Source organism: Terriglobales bacterium, from assembly GCA_035567895.1.
In the GTDB taxonomy this organism is placed as follows: domain Bacteria; phylum Acidobacteriota; class Terriglobia; order Terriglobales; family Acidobacteriaceae; genus Gp1-AA112.
Genome location: DATMPC010000090.1, coordinates 23,102 through 39,755 on the forward strand (window position 1 = coordinate 23,102; position 16,654 = coordinate 39,755).

At 55.1% G+C, this 16,654-nt stretch carries 17 protein-coding genes; 12 read left to right on the forward strand and 5 right to left on the reverse strand.

Going from position 1 to position 16,654, the window contains the following annotated elements; all coding sequences use genetic code 11:
• Positions 1-18 precede the first annotated feature (18 nt).
• From VNX88_18725 to VNX88_18735, 3 genes are all read right to left on the reverse strand, one after another.
• Positions 19-585: a DUF2199 domain-containing protein gene (locus VNX88_18725; protein HWY70709.1), complete on the reverse strand. Its 567-nt coding sequence runs from the start codon at positions 583-585 to the stop codon at positions 19-21.
• The gene (locus VNX88_18730) at positions 585-3,041 is read right to left on the reverse strand and encodes an endonuclease MutS2 (GenBank protein ID HWY70710.1); all 2,457 of its coding nucleotides are present in this window, start codon (positions 3,039-3,041) and stop codon (positions 585-587) included. Before VNX88_18730 ends, VNX88_18725 begins: the two co-directional genes overlap by 1 nt.
• A 361-nt stretch (positions 3,042-3,402) precedes the next feature.
• Complete coding sequence (locus tag VNX88_18735) at positions 3,403-5,160, reverse strand: ATP-binding protein (GenBank protein HWY70711.1); 1,758 nt, start codon at positions 5,158-5,160, stop codon at positions 3,403-3,405.
• Positions 5,161-5,336: 176 nt separating this feature from the next.
• Between VNX88_18735 and hemB the strand changes: the two genes are divergently transcribed.
• The 8 genes from hemB to VNX88_18775 all read left to right on the forward strand — a co-directional run bounded on the left by hemB (position 5,337) and on the right by VNX88_18775 (position 12,360).
• Positions 5,337-6,374 (forward strand): porphobilinogen synthase, encoded by a 1,038-nt coding sequence (gene hemB / locus VNX88_18740; GenBank protein HWY70712.1) that lies wholly within the window; start codon positions 5,337-5,339, stop codon positions 6,372-6,374.
• A 182-nt stretch (positions 6,375-6,556) separates the two neighbouring features.
• Positions 6,557-6,706, forward strand: a complete 150-nt coding sequence (locus VNX88_18745; GenBank protein HWY70713.1) for a lmo0937 family membrane protein — start codon at positions 6,557-6,559, stop codon at positions 6,704-6,706.
• A gap of 223 nt (positions 6,707-6,929) precedes the next feature.
• Entirely contained in the window at positions 6,930-8,351 is a 1,422-nt protein-coding gene (gene lpdA, locus VNX88_18750; GenBank protein ID HWY70714.1) for a dihydrolipoyl dehydrogenase, read from the forward strand.
• A 325-nt stretch (positions 8,352-8,676) separates the two neighbouring features.
• Positions 8,677-8,874 carry a type II toxin-antitoxin system HicB family antitoxin gene (locus VNX88_18755; GenBank protein ID HWY70715.1) on the forward strand — a complete coding sequence of 66 codons (198 nt, stop codon included), beginning with the start codon at positions 8,677-8,679 and terminating at the stop codon, positions 8,872-8,874.
• A gap of 3 nt (positions 8,875-8,877) precedes the next feature.
• Positions 8,878-9,090 (forward strand): type II toxin-antitoxin system HicA family toxin, encoded by a 213-nt coding sequence (locus VNX88_18760; GenBank protein HWY70716.1) that lies wholly within the window; start codon positions 8,878-8,880, stop codon positions 9,088-9,090.
• Between the two features lie 5 nt (positions 9,091-9,095).
• Positions 9,096-10,001, forward strand: coding sequence for a lipoyl(octanoyl) transferase LipB (gene lipB / locus VNX88_18765; GenBank protein ID HWY70717.1), 906 nt, complete (start codon positions 9,096-9,098; stop codon positions 9,999-10,001).
• A gap of 56 nt (positions 10,002-10,057) precedes the next feature.
• The gene (locus tag VNX88_18770; GenBank protein HWY70718.1) at positions 10,058-11,386 is read left to right on the forward strand and encodes a thiamine pyrophosphate-dependent dehydrogenase E1 component subunit alpha; all 1,329 of its coding nucleotides are present in this window, start codon (positions 10,058-10,060) and stop codon (positions 11,384-11,386) included.
• On the forward strand, positions 11,386-12,360 hold the full coding sequence (locus VNX88_18775; protein ID HWY70719.1) for an alpha-ketoacid dehydrogenase subunit beta: 975 nt from the start codon (positions 11,386-11,388) through the stop codon (positions 12,358-12,360). Before VNX88_18770 ends, VNX88_18775 begins: the two co-directional genes overlap by 1 nt.
• Positions 12,361-12,442: 82 nt before the next feature.
• Here the strand turns inward: VNX88_18775 and VNX88_18780 are convergent, their stop codons facing one another.
• Positions 12,443-12,922, reverse strand: a complete 480-nt coding sequence (locus tag VNX88_18780) for a DinB family protein (protein HWY70720.1) — start codon at positions 12,920-12,922, stop codon at positions 12,443-12,445.
• A 96-nt stretch (positions 12,923-13,018) separates the two neighbouring features.
• Between VNX88_18780 and pgsA the strand changes: the two genes are divergently transcribed.
• From pgsA to VNX88_18800, 4 genes are all read left to right on the forward strand, one after another.
• Complete coding sequence (gene pgsA, locus VNX88_18785; protein HWY70721.1) at positions 13,019-13,741, forward strand: CDP-diacylglycerol--glycerol-3-phosphate 3-phosphatidyltransferase; 723 nt, start codon at positions 13,019-13,021, stop codon at positions 13,739-13,741.
• Between the two features lie 60 nt (positions 13,742-13,801).
• Entirely contained in the window at positions 13,802-14,104 is a 303-nt protein-coding gene (locus VNX88_18790; GenBank protein HWY70722.1) for a hypothetical protein, read from the forward strand.
• Between the two features lie 2 nt (positions 14,105-14,106).
• On the forward strand, positions 14,107-15,030 hold the full coding sequence (locus VNX88_18795) for a Kdo hydroxylase family protein (GenBank protein ID HWY70723.1): 924 nt from the start codon (positions 14,107-14,109) through the stop codon (positions 15,028-15,030).
• Positions 15,031-15,110: 80 nt separating this feature from the next.
• Positions 15,111-15,782 (forward strand): DUF2238 domain-containing protein, encoded by a 672-nt coding sequence (locus tag VNX88_18800; GenBank protein ID HWY70724.1) that lies wholly within the window; start codon positions 15,111-15,113, stop codon positions 15,780-15,782.
• 62 nt (positions 15,783-15,844) lie between these two features.
• Here VNX88_18800 and VNX88_18805 read toward each other — a convergent pair whose 3' ends face one another.
• A complete protein-coding gene (locus VNX88_18805; GenBank protein HWY70725.1) occupies positions 15,845-16,642 on the reverse strand; it encodes a M15 family metallopeptidase in 798 nt (265 codons plus the stop codon).
• Positions 16,643-16,654: the final 12 nt, after the last annotated feature.

Here is a 16,654-nt window from a genome sequence, read left to right on the forward strand (position 1 = left end):
TTTAAGACCATGAATGTCTCAGTGTTTCGAATCAGAATTCATATTGCCCATCCGGTGCACCAACCTGCCTGCGAGGTGTTGAACCCGCTCTAAAGTGATTCCGTTGCGCTGTTCAATCGCTAGCGGATGGCTTGGCTCATCGATAAAGATCGTCGGGCGCTGATGGATCGGTTGAATTCTGATAGTGCACTTTAGATTGGCGAGGCTCGGCTGGTAGATGTCGCGCAAGCCGTTCGCGAGTCTACCTTTGAAAGGCCCAATCAACTCTTCGCGTCCAGGTGTTTCCCAGTTCGCATGAATCCTTTCGAAGTCGTTTGGCCAGACGTTTACCCAGAGGCCCCAAAGAAAATTGTCAGCAAAGCCTATGATTGGCACTTCCACGATGCCCCGGATGTAGAACTCCCTTTCATCAATGATGCATTGATCCGAGGAAAGTACAGCACGCTGGGGGCGATCAGATTCATCTATCTCCGCATAATTGTCTGGTGAATCTGTGCCAAAGCTGAACGGCAAACCTGGATGGAATTCCTTGCAATTGGAGCAATAAAAACCGTGTGGGGATTCTGACTCGGGCGTTCGTGCCATCACACCCTCAACTCGACGACGGTCGCGCCCGCGCCGCCCTCATTCTGTGGAGGCTCAGTCACCATCGCTACATGAGGATGTGTCTTAAGGAACTGGCGCAGCGCCTTGCGCAGAATGCCCATGCCACTGCCGTGAACCACGCGTACTCGCGGCATGCCGGCGAGGAAGGCGCGATCTACGAACCTTTCCACTTCGCGCGTGGCATCGTCGACCGTCTGTCCGATCACGTTGATTTCGCTGGCCATGCTCAGATCGTCGTCTTCATTCTTGAGTGAGATCGAAATTCCGCGAGCTCGCGCTGCAGCGACTGGCGTTTCGGCTCGCTCCGGTACTGCGGTCCTAACCACACTCGCGATATCGGAGCGCGGAACCCGCATCTTCATGATCCCGGCTTCTACTTCGAATGTGTTCTCGTCGATCTTGCGCTTCACGATCGCATCGCGGCCAAGCGACTTCAAGCGCACGGTATCACCCTCGGTGACGTGTTTCACTTCCCCGGGACGCGCATCAGGATCGCCTCGGTCCGCTCCCGTGCGGTGCGCAACCACGGTGGAATCGAGCTGCTCCTTGAACTCACGGCGCAAGCGAGTAATGCGCCGCTCCGCGTCTTTCGATACCTTCTGCGCTGCTGCGCGGTCCTGTACCGCATTCACCGCTTCTCGAGCCTGGTATTCGAATTCGCGCAACAGGGTTTCCAGCTTCTTCTCCATCTCGCGAACTCGCTGACGTTCTTCCTTCAGTCCCTCCAATTCCAGGCGGCTGCGTTCCCGCGCGACCTCCTGTTCACCCCGGCGCAGCTCGGCGCGCTGGGATTCAACTGCATCGAGTTGCTGATGGAGCTGATCGAGGAAGCGAGCAATGTCTTGGGTTTGTCCGGCAAGGCGCTGCCGTGCTGCAGAAATGATTTGAGAATTGAGGCCTAACCGTTGCGCGATGTTGATGCCTGCGGAGGCTCCGGGAACTCCAACCTTGAGTTCGTAGGTAGGCTGCAGCGTCTTCTCGTCAAATCCGACTGCTGCGTTTACCACGCCCGGTGTATTCGCCGCGTAGACCTTGAGCGCGGTGTGGTGCGTAGAGATGATGCTCGTTGCTCCCAGATCGAGGAAATGCTTTGCAATCGCCACCGCCAGCGCCGCGCCCTCCTCCGGATCGGTTGCTGAACCCAGCTCGTCGAGCAAAACCAACGATCGTGCCGTGGCCGTTTTGGAAATGAAATCAATGTTGTTCACATGCGCAGAGAACGTCGACAGGTTCTGCTCGATCGACTGGTAGTCCCCGATGTCGGCAAAGACGGCGTCGAAGACCGGAAGCTCGGCAGATTCGGCGGGCACGGGAATTCCCGATTGCGCCATCAGCACGATCAGCCCAACCGTTTTGAGTCCGACTGTCTTTCCACCGGTATTCGGTCCGCTGATAATGAGCTGGCGATCATTGCCCTCAAGGCTGAGTGACATCGGAACTATCCGCCTATCTCGCAGCTTGAGATTACGTTCCAAGACGGGATGGCGAGCTTGAATCAACAAGAGCTTCTGCTCCGCCTCCGATTCTTGGTCCTCATGCAAGCTCGGACGAACACATGCGAAATCGTGGGCGAAACGGGCCTTTGCGAATTGCAACTCAATTTCGGAGAGAATATCGAGCGCCTGCTCCAGCGCATCGGCATTTTCGGCGAGGTGGGCTGTCATTTCGAGCAGAATGCGATGAATCTCTGCGTTCTCTTCCTCGAGGAGCCGGACAAGTTCGTTGTTCTGCTCGATAGTTTCAAGAGGCTCGACGAACACAGTTTGTCCGCTGGAACTCGTACCGTGAACGACTCCGTTCACACGTCGCTTTTGATCGACCTTCACCGGAATTACAAAGCGTTCGCCGCGAATCGTGACCAGTTCTTCCTGCACGGCTCCGCCTTCAGCTAGGTGTCGCAAATAGCTGCGGAGCGAAGTCTGAATCTCGCGTTTCTGTTTTTCCACTTCACGCCGCAATCGTGCGAGTTCCGGAGAAGCGCGGTCGTCGAGTGTGCCGTCTGGAAGGATCTTTCCCCGGAAAAAGCGAAGCAACGGTGTAAAGTCTGCCAGGCGCTCGGAGAGGTTGCGAATCGCCGGCCAGCCTCCCTCCAGGAAAGCAGGCGGACTTAAAGCCAGCGCGCGCCATTCATCGGCGCGGTCCGCCAATAGCAGAACCTCACGCAGTTCCGCGATTTCAAGTGCCGCACCTGCAATGCCGGCTTTCTTTAGAAGTTCGCGATTGTCGGTAAGCCCGCGGAACTCAAACGCGCCCCCCGCTTGTAGAAATTGCCGGACTTCTTCTGTGAGCTGATGCTGCTGCCGGATCCAGTCGATGTCTGTAACCGGATGAAGTCTCGTAACCCGCTGCCGTCCAAGATCGGAGCCGCAGTAGGCGAGCAGAATCTCGCTCATGCGGTCAAATTCGAGGAGGCGCTCGCTCCAGTGAGGCGGCATGAAGGTTATGCTACCAGCGCAGCGGGGTGCCGGCCCTCCGCCAGAAACCCATCGATTCTGTTCTAGCGTGCCTTCAGGAGATATATCGCGACGAGTACCTCTGATGCGCTAGAACGAGGCTGCGGAATGTCGCTTCAGCAGCGGAAGTCCACTGATAATTCCCTGTTATTTTTTTGAATCCCGCGCTGAAGGGCACTAACTACTTCGTTGATCGCGGCTTGCGAGGAAATCCACAGAATTCCCTGATCAATCCGTGCTTTTGAGCAAAATTTGAGTATTTTGGGCAGAATTCGATAACTTTCGAGTGAAACTCGAAATATCTCCTGTTATTTTCCTTGTTTCTGGATTTGGGTGGGTCGATTTATGAAGCCGCTACCGCTTCCGAAGGCGCTGGTTTGGCGACGGCCTTAAGGGTAATGCGGAACATGGCTCCGCGCGGCTGGAGGTTAAAACACTCGATCGCTCCTTCGTGCTCCTGGATGATCCCGTAGCAGGCGCTCAGACCGAGACCTGAACCTTGTCCCAGCGGCTTGGTCGTGTAGAACGGATCGAAAACTCGCGCAGGCTCGGCAATTCCAGGACCGCTGTCACACACCTCAAGCACAACGTTTTCGCCGCCCGCTTGCGTGCGCACGATGATCTCTCCTCCGCCCACTTCTGCCACTGCGTCTATGGCGTTGTTTAGCACGTGCAAGAAAACCTGCAACAAGTGATTGTCATCACCCAGTACAAGAGGAAGGTCGGACTGAAGGTCGCGTACCAGCGAAAGCTTTGTTGGCATGCTTGCCAATCTCAATTGACACGCATTATTGACCAGTGAGTTGAGATCCGTGAGCCGCTTTTGCGGGGGAGTTTGACGTGCGAATGACAGAAGGCTTGACACCAGATTCTTGGTTCTGCGTGCCTGCTGCCCGATCTTCTCGGCGAATCCACGCGGCGCTGCAGGAACCTCCTGGTCAGAGGCGATCAGCTCCGAATATCCCAAAATAGCTGTGAGTGGATTGTTCAGTTCATGAGCTGCCCCTGAAACTAGCCGTCCGATTGAGGCCAGCTTTTCCGTCTGCATCACCTGGGTCTGCAAGCGTTCCAGGCTGCTAAGGGCACGCTGGGAATCGGTGAGCAACACCGCCAACCGGAGATTCAGAAGCTGCTGTCGAGTGAAAATCAGGATGCCGATCAAGACCATCGAGGCAAAGCTGAGCGCAATGCGAAAATGGCGAACGCCCGGCGGATCGTGCAGGCGTTCAAAAGAGAAAAGAGCGATGGCAGGAATGCTTGTAGCAGCTATCGTGGCCGCCCATTCTGGAACCGCGAGCCTCGGCTGGATCTCACTGGTAATTCGTTCCGGTTCGAGCTTAAGTTTGTAAGCACGGAATCCGATCCAAGCCAGATAGGCGATTGAGACTGTGAGTGGAAGATCCCACAACCCTCCACTCTCATATAGATCCTGCTGGATCAGGATGTTAATGATCGCTGAGGAAGGTGCGTAAATCAGGAAAGCAATGAGGTAGTGATTGTAGATTTCGTGCCAGCCATCGTGGCTTTGTTGAGCGAAATAGAACAGAGCAATGATCGACGTAGCGAGTTCGGCGTGATACAGCAGATTGAAGTTTCGATGAAATGCCGGGGCAGTGTATGTCATGAACTGCCAGACAAAAACGAACTGGAAGTACAGGTACACCCACCAGCAGGCAATCAAAGACAACTCAAGACTATTCGAGAGAGCTGATCTACTCTTAGGCACGCGATGTGGCACTAAGGCCAGTGCCATCAGGATCGGCACTACGTGCAGGATCAGAAGTGTGTCACCCGGTTGCGGCACCGGCATGTGGACACCGCGAATCACTTCGTAATAAACCCAGGTCGCGTAGTCTGCAGTCCACATCAACGCGCTGACGGTCATCAGCACCCAGAAACCGCGAGCCGATCCCCTATTTGGCCGGATATTGATAGCAGCGCCGATGACCATCGCGACCATGATGGTGAACTGGAGCATGTCGGCAAACGCAGCGAGTGTTTGCCCTTTCAGAGTGCCGGAGCTGGCAATCTGTACTGCGACAAGAGCCACCAAGGCGGTAAGCCACGGATGTCGCGTAACGAATTGGTCGCGGGAAGCCACGTGGCCGATTCGGGCAGACCGTGCCCCTGAATGGGCGGATTGTACAACGGATACGCGGCCCGGCTATTGATTACCAAGGTGAGTTGAAAGATCATGCGCACTTGGCGTCGTATTCTTTTGCTTTCTGGTATTAGCTGCCTGGCGCCGAACACCTGGGGTTCAAATACAATTTCCTCATGGCCTTCCCGGTTACACGATTGCGCAGACTTCGTCAGAACGAGGTCCTACGCTCCATGGTGCGCGAGACTCGGTTGACTCCCGAGTCCTTGGTCTACCCGTTGTTCGTGTGTCCTGGTGAAGGTGTGCGCAAGGCCATCGGCTCGATGCCGGGTGTTTTCAATCTCTCGGTCGATGAGGCCGTCAAGGAAGCGCAAGAAACTCATGGGCTGGGCATCCCGGCGGTCATCCTGTTCGGGCTTCCGGAGACGAAGGATGAACAGGCCACAGGAGCCTGGGCAGACGACGGCATCGTGCAACGTGGGACCCGGGCGATAAAGCGCGCAGTTCCCGAATTGGTCGTGCTGGGAGACGTTTGTCTTTGCGAATACATGTCACATGGGCACTGCGGCATCGTCAAGAAACCATCCGCAACCGTAGTCCGAAGCGATCGCGGTCCTACGGCTGCCGCTCCTGCCCGATCGGCTGAGTTTGAGATAGAGAATGATTCCACGCTGGAAATCCTGGCTCGGACTGCCGTCTCATTGGCGAGAGCTGGCGTAGACATCGTTGCACCGTCGGACATGATGGATGGTAGGGTCGCGGCAATCCGGGCAGCGCTCGATGCGGCGGGACTGCAAAATATGCCAATCCTGTCCTACGCCGCCAAGTTTGCCTCGGGTTTTTATGGTCCATTTCGGGAGGCGGCGGATTCTGCTCCCCAGTTTGGCGACCGCCGCTCTTACCAGATGGACAGCGGCAACCTGCGCGAAGCGATGCGCGAGATCCAGACGGATCTTGAGGAAGGTGCCGATATGGTTATGGTGAAACCTGCGATGCCATATCTGGACGTGATCGCCCAAGCGCGAGAACGCTTCGATGTTCCCATTTGCGCATACCAAGTGTCCGGCGAATACGCCATGATCCAAGCGGCCGCCCAGAATGGCTGGCTCGACCGCGAGCGCGTCATTATGGAGTCCTTGCTTTCCATCCGCCGTGCCGGCGCAGGAACCATCCTCACTTATTTCGCTAAGGACGCAGCCAAACTTATGTCGTAGGCGAATGTAGGGATTTTCTGCGATCCCGGCCGCCTCCGTCGTTCGCATCCGGAGTTGCTGTCCGTGGAGTTGCCTGGAGTTACTCGCTCGAGTACTAAATGAAAGTATTTACTCATCTAGCAACACCAATCAGAGCGGCCCCATCTTATTCGTGCGAGGACTTCTAAAGAGGGAGGGCGGATATGCTCTGGACAATCTTTGCCATTTTGCTGATTCTCTGGCTTTTGGGATTCAGCTTCCATGTGGCTGGCAGTTTGATCCACCTACTGTTGATCGTGGCCGTGATCGTGTTGATCGTCAACCTGATCACTGGACGGCGGACAGTAGTCTAGGTAGGTCGTAAGAGATAGTGAAAGCCGCTCACCAAGGTGAGCGGCTTTCCTTTTTGACAATCGCAGCCGGCATTCCAACCAACAGCCGAGGCAGAAAGCTGAGCAATTCAGTCCTTTAGACTGAACGCTTGGCGATCACCGCCCGGCTGCGACCAAATCCCGCTTGCTACAATCTAATGTTTGTCTTCTAGCTCAATTCCCAACAAGTAAGACGGAGTCACAATTGCCAGAGACTATCTACGACGTAGCCATTATCGGCTCCGGACCGGGCGGCTATACGGCCGCAATTCGCGGCGGAGAGTATGGACTAAAAGTCGCACTCATCGAGAAAGACCCCAAACTGGGTGGCACGTGCCTGCACGTCGGCTGCATTCCCACCAAGAGCCTTCTGTTCGATGCCGAGATCTATGATCACTTCAAAGCTGCGAAGGAGCACGGCATCGAGAACGTCGATGGCATGAAAGTGAATTGGGGCACGATTCAGGATCGAAAGAACAAGATCGTCGCCAAGCATACGAAGGGACTCGAGTTCCTCATGCGCAAAAACAAGGTGACGACGATTTCCGGTTACGGACGCCTCACAGGCCCCGTAAAAAATGGCCTGCTTGATATTGAAGTAACTGGCGGTGACGGGAAGAAGAGCACAATTCAGGCTAAGAACGCGATCATCGCTACGGGTTCGGAGGCCAGGATGCTTCCTGGGCTAAAGCCTGATCCGACGATCCTGACCAATATCGAGATCCTCTCCCTTGGAACGATTCCCAAGTCACTCATCGTGATCGGATCCGGCGCAGTAGGTGTTGAGTTTGCTTCGATTTACAAGTCGTATGGAACTGACGTGAACGTAATCGAGGCTCTGCCGCGGCTTGTGCCTGTCGAAGACGAAGACGTAAGCAAGGAATTGCTGCGCGTCTACAAAAAACGCGCCATCAATTGTCATCTCGGGGCGAAGGTAGAGAAGGTCGAGAAGACGAAAGATGGAGCCTCGGTCACCTTTACCAGCAGTGATGGCAAGCAGCAGAAACTGGAGGCGGAGAAGGTATTGATCGCCATCGGGCGAGCGCCGCAGACCGAAGATGTAGGACTCGACAAGACCAAGATCAAAGCCGAGCGCGGTTTCATTCCGACGAATGAGTGGATGCAGACCAACGAGCCCTGCATATATGCAATAGGCGACATTGTGGTGGGCATGCCGCAATTGGCCCACGTTGCCGCCATGCAAGGAATGGTTGCTGTGGCCAAGATAGCGGGCAAATATGCGCGTCCAGTAAAGCGTAATTTGATTCCGGGCGCAACCTACTGCGAACCTCAGATCGGCAGCGTGGGACTGACCGAAGCCCAAGCGCGAGAGAAGGGCTACAAAATCAAGATTGGCAGGTTTCCGTTCTCCGCGAACTCGAAGGCCAGCATCATCAGCAACCATGACGGTTTCATCAAAGTCGTATCGGAAGAGCAGTACGGCGAAATCCTGGGCGTGCACATCATCGGCCCACTAGCCACGGAGCTGATTTCCGAAGCCGTGACCGCTATGCAGCTTGAGGCCACCGTGGAGGAGATGATGTTCACGATTCACGCTCATCCGACGTTATACGAGGCGTTGCTTGATGGCTTCAGCAGCGTGGAAGGCAAGGCGATCAATATTTGATGCGTTCCAGATGGATGCGCCGAGCATCATTCGGCTCAGTCATTGTTTTCGGCTGCGCTTCACGCCACTACCTATTATGACCGCACCCGGACAGTTCGATGGCTGATGAACAAGCTTTGCTCAGAAGTAGAATGTGAAAAAATGCCTTACACAATTCATAGTCGAGCCGACTGCGACTGGGCTTTCGTTCTCTGGACCTCCTCGGCTGCACCTCACGGGCAAAACGAGAGAATACGTGGAGGGAGAATATGCGAGAGGCCATCCAGTTTCACCTTGACGGCCTGAAACGTGTGGGCTTACTTCAAGGTCCCGAAGGAAGACACAAATGAGATATCCAGTCGTCCTGCACAAAACCGAGGAAGGGGTGGCTATCGGCTGCCCAGGCCTTCCAGGCTGTTGGTCGCAAGGTGCTACGGAACAAGAAGCTCTGGAGAACATCAAGATCGCGATCAAAGAATACTTGGAGGTCGCCAAGGAAATCGCCGAGGAGGGAGAAATGCGCGAAGTTGAAGTGGCGCCTTAGAGCATGCCAAAGCTTCCTGGCATCAACCACCTACAAGCAGTGCGAGCCTTTGAAAAGGCTGGTTTCATAGTGAGGCGACAAGGAAAACATATCATAATGACGAAAGGCGATCGCATCCTCGTAATCCCACGCCACAATCCGGTACACGCCATCACTATGGGCGCGATCGTTCGGGATTCGGGAATGACTATCGATGAATTCAAGCAACTCTTGTAATCACCTTGATCTCAATCCTCCATCTTGGAACCATCGATTACGGTACGGCTCTGCGCCTACAGAGCACTCTGATAGAGCTACGCAAGCTGGGAAGCATTCCCGATGTTCTGCTTCTTCTCGAACATCCGCCTGTCATTACTCTCGGCCGTAATGCCAGCCAGAAGAACCTGCTGGCGTCCTCTGATCTCTTGAAGGAGCGCGGCGTCGAGCTTTTTGAGAGCAATCGAGGCGGAGACATTACGTTTCACGGCCCTGGTCAACTTGTGGGCTATCCGATCTTTGACCTCAGAGGGTTTTCGCCGCGCATCGGGGCTGTTGAGTTCGTGCGACGTGTCGAAGAAGCATTAATTCGGACTTGTGGTGATCTAGGAATTCCGTCCGAACGCATTTGCGGGCTCACTGGAGTTTGGACGCAAGGTCCGAATTCGCAGAGTTGCTCTGTGGACAGCTCACAGACGGGGGCGGCTGTGCCACAATCACCAATGGGCGAGCAGAAGAAAATCGCTGCCATTGGCGTCCATATTTCCCGAGGTGTAACAAGTCACGGGTTTGCTCTCAACGTCACAACCGACCTAGACTTTTTCAAGCTGATTGTTCCCTGTGGCATTAGCGATCGGCCGGTAACTTCCATTGCCAATGAACTTGCGAACAAACTCCCTGTTCCGACTATGGAAGCGGTTGCTCATTGTGTGTCCCTCAACTTTGGGAGGGTCTTCTCGCAGCAGATGCTCTGGCTCGAGTCTCTCAACGCGCTATTAAACACCGGTGAGCCGCAGGAGAACAGCGCTTCCGAGAGTGATCCATCTACTACAATAGGGGTTCCCTTGCAGGTTCCGAAGAACCTTCGGGAAGTGCGTCGCGAGCAGAAGGCTCCTCAGCTCGGCAGCGAAGACGAAATTTTTCTCGCCTGATTCGTGTACGACTGGCGTGAGGAATCTCTCGCCACCGGCACAAACGAGACTCCCCGATGAAGAAGAGCGAGAGCAAATCGCAACCTAAGACGCCGATCAAAGCCACTCGCAAAAGCTCCCGCTCTAAGATTTCCGCCGCCAACGGCTCTCGTCGCAATGGAGCGTCTAGCGGGAAGTACCCTATCCGCAGAAACCCGCACGGTATTCCTGATTATCGTCTCGAGGTTCTGGATTGCCACACGGTAGAAGAATGGGTTGACGGGCAATTCCGCTACGGCGTTGAAGGCGATCTCTCCGCAGAGCCCCCACCGCTGCGCGAATCGAAGTACCTGAACAAGCAGCAAAGCATCGACATCTATCGCTACATGCTGCTCAATCGCAAGATGGAGCAGACGCTTGAGAACCTTTTCAAACAGCAGAAGGTCGTAGGCGGTGTGTACCTCGGGTTGGGCCAGGAAGGATGTTCCTGCGCCTCAGCATACGCACTGCGTGAAGGAGATTGGATCGGTCCTCTGATTCGCAACCAAGGGGCATTGCTGGTTCGAGGATTCAAGCCGCGCGACTTGATGATGCAATACATGGCCAAGTCTGGCGCGCCCACCGGCGGACGGGATGCCGGTTCCCATTTTGGGGACAAGCGTCAGCGTCACATTGCTGCGCCAATCTCAATGCTCGGAGATCTGATCCCTGTCCTGGCGGGAGTTGCGCTCGGCGCTCGACTGCAGGGTAAAGAGATCGCTTGTCTTACCTGGGTGGGCGATGGAGGACAGTCGACAGGTCCGACATACGAGGGCTTTAATTTCGCGGCAGTCCAGAAGCTTGGCGTGATTCTCATCGTCGAAAACAATCTGTGGGCTTATTCGACGCCCGTGGATCGTCAGGTCGCGTGCAAAGATCTCGCAAATCGTGCGATAGGCTACGGCGTTCCAGGATTTATCGTCGACGGGACCGATCCCAACCAGGTGTACGACCTCACTTATGAAGCAGCGCAAAGGGCCTATGCGGGAGAAGGCGCGACTTTCATCGAAGCCAAGATGATGCGCATGCGCGGACACGCGATGCACGACGTAGCCGCTTACGTTCCCCCTGCATACTTTGAATACTGGAAGAAACGCGATCCGATTACTCGTATGGAGAAGTATCTACTGGAGAAGCGCTGGCTCACTCCGAAAGAGAATAGCGACTTGATCGCGTCGACGCAGAGAGAGATCGATGAGGACCGCGACTTTGCCGATGCCTCTCCGTATCCGGAAGGCTCAACGGCAGGCGAACGCGTCTTCTGTGATAACTCTGCTGAGATTCCTTTTCTGTACGGCAAGCCTAAAGTGAAAAAAGTGGAGACGAAGAAGTTAAGTGCAGCCAGCGACGTGGCGCATTTCCGATAATGGCACCCGTTACATATCTCGAAGCAATTCGCGAAGGCATCTGGGAAGAGATGGAGCGCGATCCTGCCGTCTTCTGCATCGGCGAAGACATCGGTGTCTACGGTGGCGCGTTCAAGGTCACCGAGGGGTTTATTCATCACTTTGGCGGGGAGCGCGTAATCGACACTCCACTTGCTGAAACTGCCATCGTGGGCGCGGCCTTCGGCGCGGCGCTCACTGGCATGCGTCCCGTGGCCGAATTCCAGTTCATGGACTTCATCAGCTGCGCACACAACCAGATCATCAACATGGTTGCCAAGGCGAACTATCGTTGGGATGCTCCCGCACCGCTGGTGCTTCGCGGCCCTTCAGGCGGCGGTGTAAGCGGCGGCCCCTTCCACTCGCAGAACCCCGAAACTTACTACGCGCATACCCCGGGACTGAAAGTGATTTGCCCAGCAACTGCCCGGGATGCCAAGGGACTGATCAAGGCTGCAATTCGGGACAATAATCCCTGCCTCTTCTTCGAGCACAAATTTCTCTATCGGCGCATTAAGGAAGAACTGCCAGCCGAAGACTACACCGTCGAGATCGGTAGGGCGCGCACTCATCGCGAAGGACGCGATGTAAGCGTGATTACTTACGCGGCTATGGTTTATGTGGCACAGGAAGCCGCAGACCTCCTGGCGAAGGAAGGAATCGAGCTTGAGATCATCGACTTACGTACGGTCGCGCCGCTCGACAAGCAGGCCATTGCGAACACGGTGAAGAAGACCAATCGCGTGATTGTCCTGCACGAGGACACGAAAACCGGTGGTCTTGCTGGGGAGATTGCCGCGGTAATCAACGAATTGGCCTTCGACGATCTCGATGCGCCTATCACGCGCATCGCGTCGCTGGATACCCCCGTGCCGTTTTCGCCTCCATTGGAAAAGTTTTTCCTTCCCAAAGTGGAAGACGTGGTCAGAGAGGCGCGGCGGCTTAGGGCATATTAGCTTCTTTAGTCCTGTCATTCCGAACGAAGTGCCAAATCCCTACCAATCCTTAAGATGTGTGAGTTGGCGTAGGCATTGAAAATCACTTCCATGCTCCGAGCATTTTTCGGAGCATCACCAGCTGCCCAAGGTGATACGAATTGTGATCAGCAATGAGGAATGCTTCGCGGAGCAGCGTCTGCCCATCCCCGTGCGAGATGGGCGCATAAAGCTGTTGCTCATCCGCTTCGGCCACCAGCTTCTTCATCTCGTCAAGATCATGACGAAATGCAGCAATGCTCTTTTTCCACGCTCCTTCGCTTGAAGGTGCCGAGGATTCCGGCCAGTAACCTTCAGGCCATTTCGGCGAGACGTGCGCGGCGTCTCGGGTAAATTCAAGAATGTCCCATTGAGTAATCCGCATGTGTTCGACCAGCTGCCAGGCGGTGTGCGGAAATGCTTTCATCTTCTTACCATGCAGTTTGGGCGCGAGCCCACGGACTGCTTCATCGAAGCCGACATGTGCGCCCTCAAAATTGAGCAGGTTGATCAGGTGCTGCTGCAGTGGTGAATTCTTCATCATCCCCTCGCCTGAATATTTCACCATGGCGACACGGAGAACAGTGGGTTTAGTTGGTTCTTTTCTGGGGCCTGAGCGTTTTCGTCGTGAAAAGACGTTGTGTTTGCTATCGATATGCCTGTGGCGGATAATCAGGGGCTAGAGCCCGGTCCACGAGTGAATCTGCCCAACTACATTACGCTCAGCCGAATTTTTAGTGTGCCCATCTTCCTGTGGCTCCTCTCGGGCAGTGCTTTCTCGAGCTGGAAGGGCGAGAAGGAGTTAGTGGCGTCTGCGCTTTTTATCTTAGCCTCGATTACCGATGGTCTCGACGGTTATCTAGCGCGCAAAAGGGGCCAGGTTACGACCATCGGGATGCTGCTTGATCCCTTGGCAGACAAGCTCATGATTGCCGCGGCCTTTATCTCACTCGTCCAGTTCAATCCGCGCATCGTTCCGGCCTGGATGGCCGTAATCATCATCGGGCGCGAATTTCTGGTCAGTGGGTTGCGCGGAATTGCAGCCTCCGAGGGTTTCACCATTGAGGCGAGCGGTCTGGGAAAACTCAAAATGGTAGTGCAGATCGTGAGCGTGGTAGCCGCGATTCTTGACCATCGTTGGCTTACCTGGGACATTGGACCGTTCATCTTCCCCTTGGATCTGATTGCGCACTTGGCAATCTGGTTCATGGTAGGGGTTTCCATCGTCTCGGCCGTCGATTACTTTGTGGCGTTCTGGTCGAAGATTGACCGAAAAGCTTCGGAGCGCCGGCGACGTCGGCCCTTTGTCCTTACTCGCCGCAAACGTCAGGAGCTTCCGCCCGAAGTGCAGCCGAATCGGTAAAGTTACTCTGTCATGTCCTCGATCAATCGTCCCCGTCGCGCAGTTGATTAAGATATGAATATGTCGTCGATTGAGATGAAGGAGATCCGCGTTCCCTCAGCTTTGATTCTTGAGCGCCGTCCGTCGGTTCTTTACACACTTCTGAAGTCCTGCGCTACAGCGCTGGGCTTGGCAGTAATCTCATTCTTTATCTTGAACGCATCGGCGATAGCGATCCTGGCCATCCTCAGCGTCGTACGACGTAAAGCGCTCGACTTCTCGATTGCGTATCGATACTTTGCGGCGCCTTCGGCCCTGGGCATTTTTGTGATCGCGCTGGTAGGATCGCTAATCTTCTTCTTTCGGGAACGCAATCGCAGATAACGATGCAACTCATCACCATTCCCACTGCGGAGCTTACGGCAACGACTCGGAGTCCAGAGCGGCTACGGGAGTACTGCGCGCAACTCGAAACCGGCGACATCATCTTCTTTCCCGAGACTCCAATCAAGATTGCGCAGGACGATCTCGACTTTCTACTCGGGCATCAACACGTCTTCGGCACTTTCCATAAAAACATTGCCTATCGCCCACTGGAAGATCGCATTACCGGCTTCGAGTCGGCGGAACCCTCAACGGCTGAGCGTCTCCGCAGGATCATGTCTCGATACTCAAAAGATGTGATCGATTTCCTGGGCGGATTCCTTGGGCCGTACCGGTCGCAGTGGAAAGTGGACTATGCCAGCTATCGCCCGGAGGAAGAAGCCGGGCGGGATCTAGCTCTGCGGAAGCGCAACGACCTGCTACACACCGACGCCTTTCCCACTCGCCCGACGCACGGCGATCGCATTCTGCGCTTCTTCAACAACATCAATCCAGAAAAGACGCGGAACTGGATCACAACGGACACCTTCGATGTGCTCGTGGAAAAGATGCGTGCAGGCAAGCTGAATGGCGGCAGCTCAGTGCAACTTCCTTCATCGATGTCGATGCCCGCCATGAAACGCGCGCTGGCAACGATTGGTTTCGGAGCGCTGGTTCCGTCATTGAAACGCTCGCCCTACGACGACTTCATGATGCGCTTCCACAATTATCTGAAAGAGAACTCAGGCTTTCAGCAAAAGTGCCCTAAGCAGCATTGGGAGTTCCCTCCGGGTTCTAGCTGGATGGTCTATACCGACATGGTGAGTCACGCTGTTCTGTCAGGTCAGTTTGCGTTGGAACAGACCTTAATCGTTGCGAAACAGGCCATGGTCACACCGGAGAAATCGCCGTACGGTGTGCTGGCGAAGTTGGCCACTGCGCATTAGTTGGCTGTCTCTCTCTTTTAGTCCTGGATTAGCGTGGCGTTGCCTTGCGTAGCTGGTAAGATGCAACAACGCCAAATCCAATGAGCACAGCCGCCTCCGCTGTTCCTCACGAGTCTCGAGTTCCCGGTTCGCATCTGTTCCTGCTCTTTGTTTGGGCAATCTGGCTGATCTGGTCGGCGATTCGTCCTCACGACTATCTAACCTGGACGCTGGAAGTGTTCCCCGCCGTGTTCGGTATGGCAGCTCTACTGGCCATCTACAACCGCTTTCGCTTTACGACACTGGTATACACGCTGATCGTGTTGCATTGCGGGATTCTGTTTGTCGGCGGGCACTATACCTATGCCGAAGTTCCACTCTTCAACTGGATTCGCGACCACTTTCATCTCGCTCGTAACGATTACGATCGTGTCGGTCACTTTGCGCAGGGATTCGTGCCATACATAGTTGCGCGAGAAGTCGCGATTCGGCGGAGGATCTTCAGAACCAGGGGTTGGCGAATTTTCTTCTGCATAGCCATGTGTCTCGGCATTAGCGCACTATACGAGTTGATCGAGTGGCAGTCTGCGGTGATTGGAGGCGCTTCAGCCAATGCCTTTTTGGGAACGCAAGGCGATCCGTGGGACACGCAGGAGGACATGGCAACGGCATTGTTTGGGGCGGCAATCTCTGGGCCCGTTTTAAGGCGCTTACATGATCGCGCACTGGCAACGCTTACCGAAACGAATGCGCCTGGCACCTTGACGAACTAAGCTCTGCTTTGCAGCACAGACCAGGATGGCTGTGCTGAAACGGCAACCAAGGGCTCGGATGGTTACTGCACTGCGCGCTGTGTTTTGCTGGCTCTCGCGCCACCTTGTCCACCACCCACGTCTTCAAAGCGGACATTCATGATCGGATACTCTTTCCAGTCTTTGTAGTCGTAGTGCCACCACTCGTTCGGGTATATCGTGAACCCTTCTGACTCCATTGCGCCGCGCAGCGTGGCGCGATGTTGTCGCTCTTCCGCGGTACCACCCGGATACTCGGGAAAGGATCGGGGTGTCATCTCGTCGTAGATACTGGGCATTGATACCTCCCGACCCGTCTTCAAGTCGTAAATGCTCAGGTCGACGGCACAGCCCCTATTGTGTTTGGAGCCGGTTGCCGGGTCGGCAACGAAAATCTTTTTGTCATCGGGCGTGGCGTCCCAAAACATTTTGGTCACGTACCAGGGACGATAGGCATCGTGAATCACGACTCCATAGCCTTCCGCATGTAATTTCTGATTCGCGCGTATCAGGGCCTCGGCTGCCGGGCGCTGAAGGAAGGCCCGCGCCTGCGAATACATCGGCGTACCGAGAAAGTTCTGGTTAGTTGCGTAACGAATGTCGAGCTTGATCGTGGGGTCGAGCTTTACCACCTCGACCAGATCGGGACTGCGGAACGGGCCAGCTTCGACAGGAGGGACGGCTTGTAGGGCTTCCGCCCGCAACACCTCCACGGGTCGCTGCGGTCTGAGATGAAAGATACCGTCACTGATCTCCTGGCTCGGTTGAACACGGCCGGCATGTAGCAGCGTTCCGCAGGAGATGAACAGAACGAGGCTCAGACGCAATCGGGGGGTGGTCACGTGCGCCTTCTC